Source organism: Aeromonas sp. L_1B5_3 (assembly GCF_963866575.1).
GTDB classification, from domain to species: domain Bacteria; phylum Pseudomonadota; class Gammaproteobacteria; order Enterobacterales; family Aeromonadaceae; genus Aeromonas; species Aeromonas jandaei.
In genome coordinates, this window is record NZ_CAWMDN010000023.1 from 1 (window position 1) to 16214 (window position 16214).

General features: G+C 60.5%; 14 protein-coding genes and 6 tRNA genes. 9 read left to right on the forward strand and 11 right to left on the reverse strand.

The window, feature by feature from the left end; all coding sequences use genetic code 11:
* The 3 genes from AACR93_RS02095 to rluA all read left to right on the forward strand — a co-directional run.
* Window positions 1-251: hypothetical protein (locus AACR93_RS02095; RefSeq protein ID WP_231557007.1), on the forward strand; the 251-nt coding region annotated here is incomplete at its 5' end.
* Between the two features lie 95 nt (window positions 252-346).
* Window positions 347-3214 carry an RNA polymerase-associated protein RapA gene (gene rapA, locus AACR93_RS02100; RefSeq protein WP_043852216.1) on the forward strand — a complete coding sequence of 956 codons (2868 nt, stop codon included), beginning with the start codon at window positions 347-349 and terminating at the stop codon, window positions 3212-3214.
* A gap of 113 nt (window positions 3215-3327) precedes the next feature.
* A complete protein-coding gene (gene rluA / locus AACR93_RS02105; protein ID WP_043852217.1) occupies window positions 3328-3984 on the forward strand; it encodes a bifunctional tRNA pseudouridine(32) synthase/23S rRNA pseudouridine(746) synthase RluA in 657 nt (218 codons plus the stop codon).
* 67 nt (window positions 3985-4051) lie between these two features.
* Here rluA and AACR93_RS02110 read toward each other — a convergent pair whose 3' ends face one another.
* The 5 genes from AACR93_RS02110 to treR form a co-directional block, all read right to left on the reverse strand.
* The gene (locus AACR93_RS02110) at window positions 4052-4240 is read right to left on the reverse strand and encodes a hypothetical protein (protein WP_019446232.1); all 189 of its coding nucleotides are present in this window, start codon (window positions 4238-4240) and stop codon (window positions 4052-4054) included.
* A 246-nt stretch (window positions 4241-4486) separates the two neighbouring features.
* On the reverse strand, window positions 4487-5080 hold the full coding sequence (locus AACR93_RS02115; RefSeq protein ID WP_043852218.1) for a sugar O-acetyltransferase: 594 nt from the start codon (window positions 5078-5080) through the stop codon (window positions 4487-4489).
* 3 nt (window positions 5081-5083) lie between these two features.
* Window positions 5084-6745, reverse strand: a complete 1662-nt coding sequence (gene treC / locus AACR93_RS02120; RefSeq protein ID WP_043852219.1) for an alpha,alpha-phosphotrehalase — start codon at window positions 6743-6745, stop codon at window positions 5084-5086.
* 67 nt (window positions 6746-6812) lie between these two features.
* On the reverse strand, window positions 6813-8243 hold the full coding sequence (gene treB, locus AACR93_RS02125) for a PTS trehalose transporter subunit IIBC (RefSeq protein ID WP_043852220.1): 1431 nt from the start codon (window positions 8241-8243) through the stop codon (window positions 6813-6815).
* 192 nt (window positions 8244-8435) lie between these two features.
* Window positions 8436-9383 carry a trehalose operon repressor TreR gene (gene treR / locus AACR93_RS02130; RefSeq protein WP_043852221.1) on the reverse strand — a complete coding sequence of 316 codons (948 nt, stop codon included), beginning with the start codon at window positions 9381-9383 and terminating at the stop codon, window positions 8436-8438.
* A 137-nt stretch (window positions 9384-9520) separates the two neighbouring features.
* On the opposite strand from treR, the gene AACR93_RS02135 reads away from it, so the two are divergent.
* From AACR93_RS02135 to pbpG, 6 genes are all read left to right on the forward strand, one after another.
* Complete coding sequence (locus AACR93_RS02135; RefSeq protein ID WP_043852222.1) at window positions 9521-10471, forward strand: AEC family transporter; 951 nt, start codon at window positions 9521-9523, stop codon at window positions 10469-10471.
* Window positions 10472-10534: 63 nt separating this feature from the next.
* Window positions 10535-10729 carry a heavy-metal-associated domain-containing protein gene (locus AACR93_RS02140; protein WP_041210890.1) on the forward strand — a complete coding sequence of 65 codons (195 nt, stop codon included), beginning with the start codon at window positions 10535-10537 and terminating at the stop codon, window positions 10727-10729.
* 130 nt (window positions 10730-10859) lie between these two features.
* Entirely contained in the window at window positions 10860-11918 is a 1059-nt protein-coding gene (ansB, locus tag AACR93_RS02145) for an L-asparaginase 2 (RefSeq protein WP_041210891.1), read from the forward strand.
* A 180-nt stretch (window positions 11919-12098) separates the two neighbouring features.
* Window positions 12099-13391 carry a hemolysin family protein gene (locus AACR93_RS02150; RefSeq protein WP_033115934.1) on the forward strand — a complete coding sequence of 431 codons (1293 nt, stop codon included), beginning with the start codon at window positions 12099-12101 and terminating at the stop codon, window positions 13389-13391.
* Window positions 13392-13409: 18 nt separating this feature from the next.
* The gene (locus AACR93_RS02155) at window positions 13410-14075 is read left to right on the forward strand and encodes a DedA family protein (protein ID WP_043852223.1); all 666 of its coding nucleotides are present in this window, start codon (window positions 13410-13412) and stop codon (window positions 14073-14075) included.
* 159 nt (window positions 14076-14234) lie between these two features.
* A complete protein-coding gene (pbpG, locus tag AACR93_RS02160; protein ID WP_033115932.1) occupies window positions 14235-15062 on the forward strand; it encodes a D-alanyl-D-alanine endopeptidase in 828 nt (275 codons plus the stop codon).
* Window positions 15063-15372: 310 nt separating this feature from the next.
* Here the strand turns inward: pbpG and AACR93_RS02165 are convergent.
* The 6 genes from AACR93_RS02165 to AACR93_RS02190 form a co-directional block, all read right to left on the reverse strand.
* Window positions 15373-15449 (reverse strand) — tRNA-Arg (locus AACR93_RS02165).
* A 27-nt stretch (window positions 15450-15476) separates the two neighbouring features.
* A tRNA-Arg gene (locus tag AACR93_RS02170) sits at window positions 15477-15553 on the reverse strand.
* A 27-nt stretch (window positions 15554-15580) separates the two neighbouring features.
* Window positions 15581-15657, reverse strand: a tRNA-Arg gene (locus AACR93_RS02175).
* Window positions 15658-15683: 26 nt separating this feature from the next.
* Window positions 15684-15760: transfer RNA gene (locus AACR93_RS02180), tRNA-Arg, on the reverse strand.
* Between the two features lie 95 nt (window positions 15761-15855).
* A tRNA-Arg gene (locus tag AACR93_RS02185) sits at window positions 15856-15932 on the reverse strand.
* 4 nt (window positions 15933-15936) lie between these two features.
* Window positions 15937-16029 (reverse strand) — tRNA-Ser (locus AACR93_RS02190).
* Window positions 16030-16214: the final 185 nt, after the last annotated feature.

The window sequence follows — 16214 nt, forward strand, 5'->3', positions numbered from 1 at the left end:
TTATTTGCAAAGGCTTTTCAAGGTTACCGACCCGGCCGTTTGCGTTGCCGCTTGCCGTGTCGATGGAGGCGCATTATAGGGATCCTGATCACGTTGGCAAGGGTGTTTTTGCATTAAATTCGTCTTTTTCGCGCAACCGCTTACTTATTGTTCGAAACGATGATTTATTCCACGAAACAGCCCACCACAGTCGCCTGCGACTATCTTCTTTAGTGCCTTCTCTGCGACAAATCAGGGCCATCATGATTTGATCTCATCCCTCTATATCCTTGGTGATCGAGGTCACTCCTTCGGGTAACATAGCGCCCCTTTGCGATTCACACACTCTTGGGCTTTGGAGAGTTTAATGCCTTTTGCACTTGGCCAGCGTTGGATTAGTGATACAGAGACGGATCTTGGTTTGGGGACTGTCGTTGCTGTTGAAGGACGCATGGTTACCCTGTTGTTCCCGGCTACCGGTGAAAACCGCATGTATGCCAAAGAAGAGGCGCCGGTGACCCGGGTCAGCTTCAATGTGGGCGATCAGATTGCCAGTCACGAAGACTGGACCATGACGGTCGACGAAGTGCAGGAGAAAGATGGCCTGCTTATATATGTAGGTGTTCGCACCGACAATGATGAGCCGGTTGTCCTCAAGGAAGTGTTTCTCAACAACTTTATCAAGTTCAACAAACCGCAGGATCGCCTGTTCGCCGGTCAGATCGATCGGATGTCCCGTTTTACCCTGCGCTACGAGGCGCTGGTCAACCAGCACAAGCGTCGTCGCAATCCGACCCGCGGTCTGGCCGGTGGCCGGGTCAGCCTGATCCCGCACCAGCTCTATATTGCCCACGAGGTGGGTCACCGCTACGCCCCGCGCGTACTGCTGGCCGATGAGGTGGGTCTGGGCAAGACCATCGAAGCTGGCATGATCATTCATCAGCAGTTGCTCTCCGGCCGCGCCCATCGGGTGCTGATCCTGCTGCCCGAAACGCTCCAGCATCAGTGGCTGGTCGAGATGCTGCGCCGTTTCAACCTGCACTTCTCCCTGTTTGACGAGGAGCGCTGCATCGAGGCGTTCGCCGATGCGGAAAACCCCTTCGAGACCGAACAGCTGGTGATCTGCAGCCTCGACTTCCTGCGCAAGAAGCGTCGTCGCTTCGAGCAGGTGCTGGAGGCCGAGTGGGATCTGCTGGTTGTCGATGAAGCACACCATCTGGAGTGGAGCGAAGAGGCGCCGAGCAGAGCCTATGAAATGGTGGAAGCGCTGGCCGAACAGGTGCCGGGCGTGCTGCTGCTGACCGCGACTCCGGATCAGCTGGGCCACCAGAGCCACTTTGCCCGTCTGCGCCTGCTCGATCCAGAGCGTTTCTACGACTACGACGCCTTCCTCGCCGAGGAGCAGGCCTATGGTCAGGTCGCCAGCGCCGCGCAAGAGCTGCTGGATGGCGAGACGCTGAGCGACAACGCCAAAGCCATCCTGGCCGATCAACTGACCGGTCTGGATCTCGGCGATGCCACCGCCCGTCAACAGGCGGTCGCCAAGCTGCTGGATCAGCACGGCACCGGTCGCGTCCTGTTCCGCAACAGCCGCGCCAACATTCAGGGCTTCCCCGAGCGTCATCTCAACGTCTACCCCATGCCGCTGCCGGAGCAGTACAAGACCGCCATCAAGGTGATGGGCATGATGGGTGGCAATGGCGGCGATCTGCAGACCCGCGCCCTGCGCTACCTCTACCCCGAGAAAATCTTCCAGCAGTTTGAAGGCGACAGCGCCAGCTGGACCCAGTTTGACCCGCGCGTTGACTGGCTGCTGGAGCTGCTGATCTCTGCCCGTCAGCAGAAGGTGCTGGTGATCTGCTCCGAAGCGGCCACCGCCATCGCGCTGGAAGAGGCCGTACGCACCCGTGAGGGGATCCGCGCCGCCGTGTTCCACGAGGGGATGTCCATCCTCGAGCGGGACAAGGCCTCCGCCTATTTCGCTCAAGCTGAGGGTGGCGCCCAGGTGCTGCTCTGCTCCGAGATCGGCTCCGAAGGTCGCAACTTCCAGTTTGCCAGCCATCTGGTGTTGTTCGATCTGCCTCTTAACCCGGATCTGCTGGAGCAGCGGATCGGCCGTCTCGATCGTATCGGTCAGCAGAACACCGTCGAAATCCACGTTCCCTATCTGGAGGGTACCTCCCAGCGCGCCCTGCAGCTCTGGTATCACGATGGTCTGGACGCGTTCGAGCAGACCTGCCCGACCGCTCGTCCGGTATTCGAAGCGGTGCGTGACGAGCTGTTCGAGCTGCTGGCCGCCAACACCGGTGATCAGGCGACACTCGAAGCACTGCTGACCCGCACCTGCGAACTGCACGAGCCGCTCAAGGCCAAGCTGGAACAGGGCCGCGATCGTCTGCTGGAGATCCACTCCAGCGGTGGCGAAGCTGCCAAACAGCTGGTCGAGAAGCTGGCCGCCGAAGATGACGACACCGGCATGATCTCCTTCGCCCTCAAGATGTTCGACGAGATCGGCGTCAATCAGGATGATCGCGGCGAGAACGCGCTGGTGCTGATGCCGGGCGATCACATGCTGGTGCCCAGCTTCCCGGGGCTGCCGCAAGACGGCATGACCATCACCTTCGACCGCACCACTGCCCTGTCGCGGGACGATATGTCGTTCCTCTCCTGGGATCACCCCATGATGCGCGGCGGTATCGACCTGATCCTCGGCTCCGAGATCGGTGCCACCTCGGTCGCCCTGCTCAAGAACAAGGCGCTGCCGGTCGGTTCCATCCTGCTGGAACTGATCTTCGTCGCCGAGTCTGCGGCTCATCCCCAGCTCTACCGCTTCATGCCGCCGACACCGATCCGCCTGCTGATGGACAAGAACGGCAACAATCTCGGCGAGAAGGTGGCGTTCGATGCCTTCAACCGTCAGCTGACGCCGGTCAACCGCCACCTCGGCAGCAAGCTGGTGACTGCGTCCCAGCCGGTGATCCATGGTCTGATTGGCCAGGGTCAGGCGATTGCCGAAGAGCTGAAGGCCGGGATTGTCGACAAGGCCCGCGCCCAGATGGCGCAGACCCTGCAGCAGGATCTCGATCGTCTGGAGGCGCTCAAGGCGGTCAACCCGAACGTGCGCGATAGCGAGCTGGAATATCTGCGCAATCTGCAGGCAGAATTGCACCACCTGATCGACCAGACCCAGCTCAAGCTGGATGCCATCCGCTTTATTGTGGTGACCCATAACTGATAAAACGGTGAAATGGCCAAACCCAACGCAAGTTGGCTGCCATGCACTTTTTATCGTGGTAACCCATAACTGATGGGGGCTTGCCCCCGCTTTGACCAAAGATGCGAGACGCTATGTTTGTATACTCACCGCCCCTGGAACCCTGGCTCGATATCCTGTTCAAGGACAAGGACATCATGGTGGTCAACAAGCCCACTGGCCTGCTGAGCGTCCCCGGGCGCGGCCCCGAGAACGAAGACAGCGTGCTCCATCGGGTCAAGCAGCAACACCCCAAAGCGGCAGCCGCCCATCGCCTCGATATGGCGACCACCGGCGTGCTGGTGATCCCGCTCAATCCCAACTCCCACCGGGAGCTGAGCCGGCAATTCCGCGAGCGGGAGACCGAGAAGCACTACCTCGCCTGGGTGTGGGGTGAACCGGAACAGGATGCGGGTGAAGTGGACCTGCCGCTCTGCGTCGACTGGCCCAACCGCCCGAAACAGAAAGTTGACCACGAGGAGGGGCGCCATGCCCTGACCCTGTGGCAGAAGCTGAAGGTGGAGAATGGCAACAGCCTGATCAAGCTGACCCCGATTACCGGTCGCTCCCATCAGCTGCGGGTTCATATGCTGGAGCTGGGTCATCCCATCCTCGGCGATAACCTCTACGCCAACCCGGATGCGCTGGCGGCGGCACCGCACCTTTATCTGCATGCGGCCAGTCTGACCATCAGCCACCCCCGCAGCGGCGAGCGGATGACCTTCGAGGCACCAGCCCCTTTCCCGGTCTGAGCCTGACAGGTAGTAACAGCCCAATAAAAAGAAAGCCCCCATCGAGAGATGGGGGCTTTTTTATCGCTCAGACGCGGATATCGATATTGCTTCCGAGGGAAGCGCTGGCCGATGTCGGCGCAGCCGGAGCGGATTGCGCTGCGGTTTGCAGCAATTTCAGTGCGGATTCGCCCTCTTGGGTCTGCTGTTTTTTGGCCAGACTGGCCGCCATCAACGCAGAACCGAACGACGCATTTGCAGAGCTGGATATGTCCATAGGTTACCTCCTGCATCAAAGAGTATCGGCCGCCCTCGGCCAGACATGAGCAATCAATGGACAATAATCCGAACCGGGGCCCGGTTGCATGTCGATCGGGCGAACGCTGCGGAAGGGATAAATCACCCAAAAACCGCGCCAGCTGGGCGCTGTGAGGGGTTATCAGCCATTCGATAATCAAATGATGGTGGCCATATCATTTGAAAAATAAATGATAAAAAGTGCTGCCAAGCCCCTCGAAAATGCCTATTCGAGGCCCGCGAGCTCCTCCGCCGTCATCGCCCGCAATACCCGACAGGGGTTACCGGCCGCCACCACATTGGCGGGCACATCTTTGGTCACTACCGAACCGGCGCCGATGACGCTGTTGTCACCGATGGTGACGCCGGGACAGATAACCGTGCTGCCGCCAATCCAGACGTTGTGACCGATCCGTACCGGCTTGCCGAACTCGACCCCCTTGATGCGCGGCGCCACCGCCACCGGGTGAGCGGCGGTGTAGATCTGCACCCCGGGCGCCAGCAGCACGTTGTCGCCGATGTGCACCTCGCAGACGTCGAGGATGGTGCAGCCCACGTTGGCGTAGAAGTTCTCGCCGACGAAGATGTTGGCACCATAGTCGCAGAAGAACGGCGGATTGATGGCGCACTCCTGGCCGCGGCTACCGAGCAGGTTGTGCAACAAAGCATCCCGCGCCGGTTTCTCCTGCCAGCTGGTGTTGAAGGTGTGATAGAGCCTGCGGCAGCGCTCGCGCGCCGCTTTGAGCTCTGGGTCGCCCGCATCATAAGGCTCCCCCGCCACCATCTTCTGCCACTCGGCACCGCGCACCACCTTCTCCATTACCTACTCCATCAGCCAGATCAGGGATTCATAAGGGCGCAGCATACCCGATTGCGGTTGGGCCGGGCTATCGGGGTAGTTGCCGAGCAGCAGCCGACCTTGCCCGCTTTGCAGCTCGGCAGGCAAGGCAAACTCAACCGGCTCGCCGTAGAAGTTGCTCACCACAAGCAGGGTCTGACCGTTGGCGCGGCGGGCATAGGCCCAGATCTGCGGGTGCCCGGTCAGCAGCTCCTGATAATCCCCCTGCGTGAAGATGGGGTGCGCCTTGCGCAGGGCGATGAGATCCCGATAGTGCCAGAACACCGAGTTCTGGTCGGCCAGTGCCGCCTCGGCATTGATCTCGGAATAGTTGGCGGCTGGCTTGAGCCAAGGCGTCCCGTTGGTGAAACCGGCATTGGGGGCGGCGCTCCACTGCATCGGGGTGCGCGAGTTGTCGCGGGACTTGGCACCGAGAATGGCCAGGATCTCGGCCTCGCTCATCCCTTCGGCCTGCTTGATGGCGAAGATGTTGCGGCTCTCCACATCCTGATAGTCATCGATGCGCTGATAGCCGGGGTTGGTCATGCCGATCTCCTCCCCCTGATAGATGTAGGGGGTGCCTTGCAGGCCGTGCAGCGTGCTGGCCAGCATCTTGGCGGCCACTACCCTATGCTCGCCCTCATCGCCGAAACGGGAGACGATGCGCGGCTGATCATGGTTGCACCAGAACAACGCCGACCACCCCTTGCCGTGCATACCGCTCTGCCAGTGGTTGAAGATGCGCTTGAGTTCGAGGAAATCGAACGGTGCCTTGGTCCACTTGTCGCCGTTGGGGTAATCCACCTTGAGGTGGTGGAAGTTGAACACCATGGAGAGCTCGGAGCCATCGAGGGCGCCATAGCGCTGGCAATGCTCCAGCGAAGTGGAGGACATCTCCCCCACCGTCATGGCGCCGACAGGAGCAAACACGTCGCGGCTCACATCCTGCAGGAATTCGTGGATGCGCGGCCCGTCGGTGTAGAAGCGGCGGCCATCGCCAATCTCGTCGTTCGGGAACGCCTGATCCTTGGAGATAAGGTTGATGACGTCGAGGCGGAACCCGTCCACCCCCTTCTTCGCCCAGAAGTGAATGATGTTTTTCACCTCGGCGCGCACTGCCGGATTTTCCCAGTTGAGATCCGCCTGCTCGCGGGCAAACAGGTGCAGGTAGTACTGACCGGTGGCTGAGTCCAGCTCCCAGGCGCTGCCGCCAAACTTGGATTGCCAGTTGTTGGGCACGCCTCCATCCACCGGATCGCGCCAGATGTAGTAGTCACGGTAGGGGCTGTTTTTATCCCCCAGCGCCGACTTGAACCAGGCGTGCTCGGTGGAGGTGTGGTTGACCACGATATCCATCACAATGCGGATGTCGCGCGCGTGGGCGGCGGCCAGCAGCGCCTCGAAGTCGGCCATGTTGCCGTAGGCGGGGTCGATGGCGTAGTAGTCGGCGATGTCGTAGCCGTTGTCCACCTGCGGCGAGACGTAGACCGGGGTCAGCCAGAGGGCATCGACCCCCAACGTCTTGAGGTAGTCGAGGCGGGCCATGATCCCCTTGAGATCGCCGGTGCCACGGGCAGCGGAATCCTGAAAGCTCTTGGGATAGATCTGGTAAATCACGGCGCTCTGCCACCAGGGTGTTTGGCTCATGGCTCTTTCTCTTGTCACAAATTGAAAAGGGAGAGGGCGACCCACAAGGTCGCCCTGACAATCAGATTCAGGCGCTGGCTTCGGCCAGCTTGCCGGCCGCTTGCTGGCGCTTGTAGACCAGCAGGGTCAGCACCACCGGCACTACGATGGCGACCAGCATGGCGAGGGAGTAAACGGCCCAGTATTGCGGCTGGATAGAGAGGATGCCCGGCAGGCCGCCTACCCCGATACCGTTGGCCATCACCCCGGCGAAACCGCAGATGAGGGCTGCAAGGCTGGAGCCCACCATGGCGCACAGCATGGGGAACTTGTACTTGAGGTTGATACCGTACATGGCCGGTTCGGTCACCCCGAGATAGGCGGAGATGGCGGCAGGCACCGAGATCTCCCGTTCGTTCTCCTTGCGGCTAATCAGAATGATGCCGACGACCGCAGAAGCCTGGGCGATGTTGGAGAGGGCGATCAGCGGCCAAATCGGGGTGCCACCCATGCTCTGCATCAGCTGCAGATCCACCGCGTTGGTGGTGTGGTGGATGCCGGTGATGACCAGAGGCGCGTAGAGGAAACCGAACAGGGCGGCACCGATGGGAGCGAAGGATCCGGTCATGGCGGCCTTGGCAGCGAAGCCGACACCGTCACCAATCCAGCGGCCGAACGGGCCGATAAAGGCGTGAGCCACGATCACCGCCAGCAGCAGCGAGACAAACGGCACAATCACCAGATAGAGATAGGCCGGAATGATCCGCTTGAGGTTGGTCTCTACCCAGGCGAGGAACACACCAGCCAGCAGGGCCGGAATGACCTGCGCCTGATAACCCACCTTCTGGATCACGAACAGACCGAAGTCCCACACCTCGGGAGTCTGCTGGCCGATGCCGTAGGCGTTCATCAACTGCGGCGACACCAGCGTGATACCGAGCACGATACCGAGGATCTCGGAGCCGCCCATCTTCTTCACCGCAGACCAGCAAACACCCACCGGCAGGAAGTGGAAGATCGCTTCGCCCAGCAGCCAGAGGAAGGCGTGCACCTGAGCCCAGAACTGGCTGATCTCGGTGAGGGTGTGAGTGCCATCGTCGAACATCTTGATGTCGCCGATGACGTTGCGAAAGCCCAGGATCAGACCGCCGGTGATGATGGCGGGCAGCAGCGGCACGAAGATCTCCGCCAGATGGGAGATGCCCCGCTCCAGCGGATTCATGTTCTGGCGCGCCGCCTGCTTGGCTGCCTCCTTGCTGCCACCGCTGACGCCGAGCTGTTCGGTCAGCGCCTTGTACCACTGCTCCACCTCGTTGCCGATGACCACCTGGAACTGACCGCCCTGGGTGAAGCTTCCCTTCACCGCCGGGATGGTTTCGATGGCCTTGCTATCGGCCTTGGCCGGATCGTTCAGGACGAAGCGCAACCGGGTCAGGCAGTGGCTGACGGTGGCGATGTTCTCCTTGCCGCCGATCTTGTCGATCAGGGTGGCAAGCTGCTGTGCGTTGATCTTGGACATGGGTCTTCCCTCTGTGACGCCATTGAATAGTGGTCTGCATCGCCCTTGCGAGCCACTCTTTGGGCTCGAGCGTTTTTGGTATCGTTCCCATTTAGCATGCCGACAATCTCGCCAGATCAAAATGGGAACGTTCCCAAATCGTGGCCAGCGTCACAAAAAGCGCGTTTTTTGTTCAGTCCGGAGTGATGGGGGTCACAGGGTACGGCAGGGGGCTATGGTCGCCAGCGGCGGCTGCTCCTGCTCGATCTGGCCGAGCAGCTGCCGCGCCGCCTGCTCCCCCGCTCCCTTGTAACCGAGATCCAGAGTGAGGGCGTTGGGGAAGAGGAAGGTGAACATGGGGTTGTTGCCAAGGCCGGTCACCAGCACCTCGCTACGCCCCTGCTCCTGCAGGTATTTCGCCGCGCCGATGGCGAGGGTGTCGCTGGCGCAGACCAGCGCGCCGGTGGTCGGGGTAAGCAGCTCGGCAGCCAACCGGTAGCCGCTCTGCAGGCTGAGATCGCCGAGGACGCTACGCGCCGCCAGCCCCTGTTCGGCGCAGTAGCCGAGGTAGGCGTCGAGCCGACGCTGGCCGGTGGTGAGGTCGGCAGTATCCACCCCCAGATAGGCGATGTCGCGGATACCGCGGGCAGCAAGCTGGCCCAGCATGGTACGCACCGCGCCGGCATCGTCAAAGCAAACCGAGGAGAAACCGGGATATTCGCGGGCAACCAGCACCAGCTTATCCCTGAGCGGCGCCATGGCGGCATAGTCCAAATCGTTGAAGGCGAACAGGATGATGCCATCCACTCCGCGCCGCTCCAGCACCGCCAGATGCTCCTGTACCTTGGCGGGGGAGAACTTGCTCTCCATCAGCACGGCGTCGTAGCCGCGCTGGTAGAGTGTCTCCAGCATGCCGCGCACCGCCTGATTCTCCGAGCTGGAGTCGAGCCGCGAGACGATGATCCCCACCACCTGCTGGCTCTGGCTGCGCATGGCTCGCGCCGACTTGCTCGGCACGAAGCCATGCTCGGCGATGATCTGCTCCACCCGCTCGCGGGTCTCCTGCTTCACCTTGGGATCCTGATTGATCACCCGGGAGACAGTCGACTTGCCGACCCCCGAGAGGCGGGCGATATCGAGGATGGTCAGTTTCTTGTCCATGGATTGACTCACTGGGGTTTGGCGCAGGCGGTGGAAATTGCCCACATTGTTGTGATTAACCCCTGTGAATACAAGCCCATGGCGTTAGAATGCCCTTTTTGCCCCGCTTCGGACGGCGCATCAGGAGGACGCCCACCATGGATCTGCTGGCCAGTCTGCTCTTCTCCCTCTCCATCACAGGCCCCATCTGCGTGATCCTGCTGCTCGGCATCTGGCTCAAACGGCTGGGGCTGCTGCCGGAGCCCTTCACCGAATCCGCCTCCCGGCTGGTGTTTCAGGTCACCCTGCCCGCCCTGCTCTTTCTCAGCATTCTTGGCACCAACTTCGCCACCATGCCGAGCCCCTGGTTTATCGGTTACGGCCTGCTCGCCACCGTCGCCAGCTATCTGGTGCTGGAGCTGCTGGCGGGCCGCTTTATCAGCGAGCAGCGACTGCGCGGCATCTTCGTGCAGGGGAGTTTTCGCGGCAACAGCGCCATCATAGGGCTCGCCTACGTGCAAAACGCCTATGGCCACGAGGGGCTGGGGGCGGCAGCGCTCTACGTCGGCGCGGTCACCGTGCTCTACAACATCCTCGCGGTCATCACCCTCACCCGCAGCCTCGGCGGCGCCACCGGCATCCGCCCCATCCTGCTCGGCATCATCAAGAATCCGCTCATCATCGCCATCGTGGCGGCCCTGCCCTTCAGCCTGCTCGGCATCAAGATGCCGCAGCTGCTGCTCACCACTGGCGGCTACTTCGCCAACATGACCCTGCCGCTGGCGTTGCTCTGCACCGGTGCCTCCCTCAGTCTCGGCGCACTGCGCGGCGGGGCGGCGCTGACCGGCTGGGCCAGCGTGATGCGGCTCTGCCTCATTCCAGCGGTGTTCACTCTGGGGGCTGCCCTGCTCGGCTTCAGCCATCTAGAGCTTGGCATTCTGTTTCTTATCAGCGCCACCCCGACTGCCGCCGCCAGCTATGTGATGACCCGCGCCATGGGGGGCGACAGCGTGCTGGCCGCGAACATCATCGCCACCACCACCCTCGGCTCGCTGGTTACTACCAGCCTCGGGGCGACTCTGATGAACTACCTAGGTCTTATGTACTGACGGCTTGACCTTGCCGGAGGCGGCAGCTTTACCCTTGTGCCATATCAACCGAGGAGAGCATTTATGACCATCGAACTCACCGTCTCCGGCATGTCCTGTGGTGGCTGCGCCGCCAGCCTGCAAAAAGCCCTGCTGGCCCAGCCTGCGGTCACCACCGCAACCGTCGACTTTGCCAACAGCAAGGCCGTCATCGAGAGCGAGCTGAGCAAGGCCGAGCTGATCGCCCTGATCGAAGCCAAGGGTTTCTCTGCGAGTTAAATTATCTCTATAGAGGTATAAAACAGGTTAAAAATCTGTACTCACCTGTCTTTTGGTGAGTTTTATCACAGATATTGATGGTTATCTGGGCAAACTGGCTGCGATTATTCCAACCATAAGGATTTGCAGCATGACCCTACCGATCCGCAAGACCCTGCTCGCCGCCGTCGTCGGCCTGACCCTCTCCCCCATGGCCATGGCGCTGCCCAACGTGCACATCCTGGCGACCGGCGGCACCATCGCCGGGGCAGGCCAGTCCGCTACCCAGTCCAACTACGAGGCTGGCAAGGTGGCCATCGAAACCCTGATCGCCGCCGTGCCCGAGATGAAAAACGTGGCCGACGTGCAGGGTGAGCAGGTGGTGAAGATCGGCTCCCAGGACATGAACGACGAGGTGTGGCTCAAGCTGGCCAAGCGGGTCAACGAGCTGCTGGCCAAGGATGATGTGGATGGCATCGTCATCACCCACGGCACCGACACCATGGAAGAGACTGCCTACTTCCTCAACCTGACCGTCAAGAGCGACAAGCCGGTGGTGCTGGTCGGTGCCATGCGCCCCTCCACCGCCATGAGCGCCGACGGCCCGATGAACCTCTACAACGCCGTGGTGACCGCTTCTGACCCCGCCTCCAAGGGGCGTGGCGTGATGGTGGCGATGAACGACACCGTGCTCGATGCCCGCGACGTCACCAAGACCAACACCACCGGGGTGCAGACCTTCGCCTCCCCCAACTTCGGCCCGCTCGGCTACATCCACAACGGCAAGATCGACTATCAGCGCAGTCCGGCTCGCCTGCACACCAGCAAGACCCCGTTTGATGTGAGCAAGCTCGACAAGCTGCCACAGGTTGGCATCGTCTACAGCTACGCCAACGCCACCGATCTGCCGGCCAAGGCAATGGTGGATGCCAAGTTCGACGGCATCGTCAGCGCCGGGGTGGGTAACGGCAACCTCTACCACACCCTGTTCGATACTCTGGCCAAAGCGAGCAAGGACGGCATCCGGGTCGTGCGCTCCGCCCGCGTACCGACCGGCTCCACCACTCTGGATGCCGAGATCGATGATGCCAAGTACGGCTTCGTCGCCGCCGAGACCCTCAACCCGCAGAAGGCGCGGGTGCTGCTGATGCTCTCCCTGACCCAGACCAAGGATCCCAAGCAGATCCAGCGCTACTTCCAGCAGTTCTGACAGGGGACTCTGCAATCATGCCAAGGGCGGGATCTCCCGCCCTTTTCTCATCCCCGCGCGTCACTCCCTGCCCCTGCGAGATCAAATTAGCGAGCAGGATCACCCGCTTTCACAAGCACATCGCCGCCAAATTCATTACACTGCCAGCGATATTTTCTACTCAAGGAGTGCAGCTGCAGTATGGAACTGTTGATCCTGTTGGGATTGATCTTGCTTAACGGCCTCTTCGCCATGTCGGAAATCGCCATCGTCACCGCCCGCAAGGCGCGCCTTGGCAAGCTGGCCAATGAAGGAAGCCGCTCGGCGGCCATCGCACTCAAACTCGGCGAAAACCCGACTCATTTCCTCTCCGCCGTGCAGATCGGCATCACCTCCATCGGCCTGCTCAACGGTATCTATGGCGAATCCCTGCTGGCCCAGCCCTTCTCCCTCTGGCTGCAGGAGTGGGGACTCTCCCCCAAGAGCAGCGGACTTATCGCCACCGTCATCGTGGTGGTGGGAGTAACCTACCTCTCCATCGTGGTCGGTGAACTGGTGCCCAAGCGGCTTGGCCAGCTCAGCGCCGAGCGCATCGCCTGTATGGTGGCGCGCCCCATGTTGTGGCTTGCCATCATGACCCGCCCCTTCGTCTGGCTGCTCTCGGCATCCACCAACACCACCTTGCGCCTGCTGCGGGTCAACCAGAATGGCAACGCCAACGTCACCGAGGAGGAGATCCATGCCATGCTGGTAGAGGGGTCGGAAGCCGGGGTGATCGAGGATCACGAACACACCATGCTGCGCAACGTGTTTCGTTTAGACGAGCGCAGCCTCTCCTCCCTGATGGTGCCGCGCAGCGATATCCGCTATCTGGATCTGGCGCTGCCGCTGGAGGCCAACCTGCAACGGCTGGTGGAGTATCGTCACAGCTTCTTTCCGGTCTGCGACGGCAGCCTGTCGGATCTGGTGGGGGTCATCAACGTCAGCAAGGTGCTGCACGCCTATATCAAGGGGGAGCCCATCGATCTGGCGGCCCTGACCCAGGATTGCAGCCTGCTGCCCGAGACCCTCAACGGGGTCGAGCTGCTCAACCACTTCCGCACCCACAGCGAACAGATGGTGATGGTGGTGGACGAGTATGGCGAGCTGCAGGGGCTGGTCACCCAGCAGGATCTGCTGGAGGCACTGGCCGGGGATTTCCAGCAGGAGGATGGCGAGGACAACTGGGCATTCCAGCGCGCCGACGGCAGCTGGCTGCTCGATGGCCTGATCCCGCTGCCCGAGTTGAAGGACTGTCTGGAGCTGGTTCGCCTGCCGGAAGAAGAAAAACATCACTATCACACCCTCGGAGGGCTTATCATGCTGCTCCTTGGTCGTGTTCCACACACCGGCGATCTGGTGACCCTGGAACAGTGGCAACTGGAAATTGTTGACATGGATGGTCTGCGCATCGACAAGGTGCTCGCCATGCCCTTGACCGATCAACCCAGCTAACCTGCGGAGTTTGCAAGTATGGAGCGGTTTTACCAACTGGCTCACGCCTTTATGCATCAGGATCTGGTGACCCTGTCCGATCCCAAGATGGCCTTCATGGTTTGCGCCGTCTTACTGACCTTTCTGGTATTGGAAAATGGCTTTATCCCCACCGCTTTCCTGCCCGGCGACAGCCTGTTGATCCTGACCGGCGTCCTCATCTATCAGGACGTGCTCTCCTTCGGGGTGATCCCGCTGCTGATCATGGCCACCTTCGTCGGCACCTGGCTCGGCTACATGCAGGGGCGCTTCCTCGGCCATACCCAGCTCTACCACCGGTTGCTCTCCCATGTGGAAGAGAAGCACCAGCAAAAGGTTTACTACCTGCTGGACAAGTACGGGATCATCACCCTGATCACCGCCCGCTACATCGCCTTCGTCCGCACCGCCTACCCCTACATTGTCGGCGCCACCGAACTGCCACAGGGCCGCTTTCTCATCGTCAATCTGATCAGCTCCATCATGTGGATCTGCCCGCTGGTGGGCTTCGGCTACTACCTGAGCCACACCAAACTGGCGGCCGAATATCAGTCCCAGTTCCTCAGCGTCATCATCTACCTGCCGGTGGTGCTACTGGTAGGTGGCGTCATCGCCCTCATCTGGCGCTGGATCAGCAAGCGCAAGGCCACACGGACCCAGAACTGACGCCGGCTGACCATGCCTGCACGAAGAGCCCTCCCATGGAGGGCTTTTTTGATTCCGCTTTTGCGCAAAGCGCAGAAATAGTCTCGATCGCCCCTTGTAAAGCCCGGTCAAAAATGAGTGAATCTAGCGCCTTTTTTCGATGGGAATGGAGTCGGTAGTATGCGGTGTCGGATTCGCGCAGTTGCGCTGGTTGTCGGCTTGATGGGAATGCTGGGATTGCCTGCGGCGAGTGCCGCCCCCAGCCCTGCCAAGCTGGATGTACGCTCGGAAAGCGCACTGGTAGTAGACGTCAACTCGGGCAAGACCCTTTATCAGAAGAATGCCAACAAGGCCCGTCCCATCGCCTCCCTCACCAAGCTGATGACGGCGCTGGTGGTGCTGGAAGCCCGACAAAATCTGGATCAGATCATCACGGTCGACAAGGATGACATCGACCGGGTCAAGCACACCCACTCACGCATTCGCATGGGCACCAAGGTGACCCGCCGCGACGCCCTGCATCTGGCGCTGATGTCCTCCGAAAACCGGATGGCCTCCGCCCTCGGCCGCCACTACCCGGGCGGCCGCAGCGCCTTCGTGCGCGCCATGAACAACAAGGCGCGTCAGCTGGGCATGCGCAATACCCACTTCTACGACTCCACCGGCCTCTCGACCCGCAACGTCGCGACCGCGCAGGACCTGGCCAAGCTGGTAGCTGCCGCCTATCGCCAGCCGCTGATCCGCCAGTTCACTCAGGACGAGAACCGCGAGATGCGTTTCAGCACCCCGGCCTACAGCCTGATGTTCAACAACACCAACCCGCTGGTGAAAAACCCGGATTGGGATGTGCGCCTCTCCAAGACCGGCTTTACCGATGAAGCGGGCCGCTGCCTGGTGATGCGTGCCAAGCCGGACAACCGCGAGCTGGCCATCGTGCTGCTCAACTCGGTGGGCAAGCGCACCCCGGTCGGCGATGCAAACCGCATTCGCAAATGGCTGAAAAGCTGAGTGAATCACTCCTACTGAAAAAGGATGCTGCGGCATCCTTTTTTATTGCAGCCAAACCGCGCAGGAGCGCGTTAAAGGCATTTGGCGGTAGTGACCAAGTATCAACGCCCGCAAGATCAGCCACTGTAAACAGCGAGGTTTTGACGCTGTAGGCTAACGAGGGGCAACGGGCAGGAAGAAGTGGGAATACGGGTATTGCAGCAAGCCGGGAAGAGGCCGTTGCAGTACCATTAGCGGGAACAAGCGAGATGGTAGAGGGTGAAAAATACCCATAAAAAAACAGCCCCGACCGAAGTCGAGGCTGTCTGTATGGTGCGCCCGAGAGGATTCGAACCTCTGACCACCTGGTTCGTAGCCAGGTACTCTATCCAACTGAGCTACGGGCGCTCACAACTTGTAGCACTGCTTGAGATATGGTGCGCCCGAGAGGATTCGAACCTCTGACCACCTGGTTCGTAGCCAGGTACTCTATCCAGCTGAGCTACGGGCGCTCATAAATTGTTGCACTGCTTGAAACATGGTGCGCCCGAGAGGATTCGAACCTCTGACCACCTGGTTCGTAGCCAGGTACTCTATCCAGCTGAGCTACGGGCGCTCATAAATCATTGTATTTGTTTGAAATGGTGCGCCCGAGAGGATTCGAACCTCTGACCACCTGGTTCGTAGCCAGGTACTCTATCCAGCTGAGCTACGGGCGCCCTGTTTTCAAACGATAAAAAAAGCTTACTCAACAGTAAGCCTTTTTCAGTGCTGACTTGCTGATGGTCAACACATGACTCCAAAGAGTCGAATATGGTGCGCCCGAGAGGATTCGAACCTCTGACCACCTGGTTCGTAGCCAGGTACTCTATCCAGCTGAGCTACGGGCGCAAAATGGCGGAGAAGGGGGGATTCGAACCCCCGATGCGGGTATAAGCCGCATACTCCCTTAGCAGGGGAGCGCCTTCAGCCTCTCGGCCACCTCTCCGTTTGCGGGGCTGATAATACTTCACAGGGATTTTTAGTCAAACACTTTTTTGGAGAAAAAAGCGTGTTCGCTCAGCATTTGGTCAAAGCGTGGAATATTCAAACAACATCGACACTTATCCCGCTCTTTTGCACCTTGCAGCGCGGTTTTGCCTGGCCTTAAAAAACAAAAGGCGACACATGAGG

What these genes read in the sequence shown, in the direction of transcription:
- rapA (WP_043852216.1), top strand. Translation starts at nt 347, where the DNA reads ATGCCTTTTGCACTTGGCCAGCGTTGGATTAGTGATACAGAGACGGAT.
- rluA (WP_043852217.1), top strand. Translation starts at nt 3,328, where the DNA reads ATGTTTGTATACTCACCGCCCCTGGAACCCTGGCTCGATATCCTGTTC.
- AACR93_RS02110 (WP_019446232.1), bottom strand. Translation starts at nt 4,240, where the DNA reads ATGGACATATCCAGCTCTGCAAATGCGTCGTTCGGTTCTGCGTTGATG.
- AACR93_RS02115 (WP_043852218.1), bottom strand. Translation starts at nt 5,080, where the DNA reads ATGGAGAAGGTGGTGCGCGGTGCCGAGTGGCAGAAGATGGTGGCGGGG.
- treC (WP_043852219.1), bottom strand. Translation starts at nt 6,745, where the DNA reads ATGAGCCAAACACCCTGGTGGCAGAGCGCCGTGATTTACCAGATCTAT.
- treB (WP_043852220.1), bottom strand. Translation starts at nt 8,243, where the DNA reads ATGTCCAAGATCAACGCACAGCAGCTTGCCACCCTGATCGACAAGATC.
- treR (WP_043852221.1), bottom strand. Translation starts at nt 9,383, where the DNA reads ATGGACAAGAAACTGACCATCCTCGATATCGCCCGCCTCTCGGGGGTC.
- AACR93_RS02135 (WP_043852222.1), top strand. Translation starts at nt 9,521, where the DNA reads ATGGATCTGCTGGCCAGTCTGCTCTTCTCCCTCTCCATCACAGGCCCC.
- AACR93_RS02140 (WP_041210890.1), top strand. Translation starts at nt 10,535, where the DNA reads ATGACCATCGAACTCACCGTCTCCGGCATGTCCTGTGGTGGCTGCGCC.
- ansB (WP_041210891.1), top strand. Translation starts at nt 10,860, where the DNA reads ATGACCCTACCGATCCGCAAGACCCTGCTCGCCGCCGTCGTCGGCCTG.
- AACR93_RS02150 (WP_033115934.1), top strand. Translation starts at nt 12,099, where the DNA reads ATGGAACTGTTGATCCTGTTGGGATTGATCTTGCTTAACGGCCTCTTC.
- AACR93_RS02155 (WP_043852223.1), top strand. Translation starts at nt 13,410, where the DNA reads ATGGAGCGGTTTTACCAACTGGCTCACGCCTTTATGCATCAGGATCTG.
- pbpG (WP_033115932.1), top strand. Translation starts at nt 14,235, where the DNA reads ATGCGGTGTCGGATTCGCGCAGTTGCGCTGGTTGTCGGCTTGATGGGA.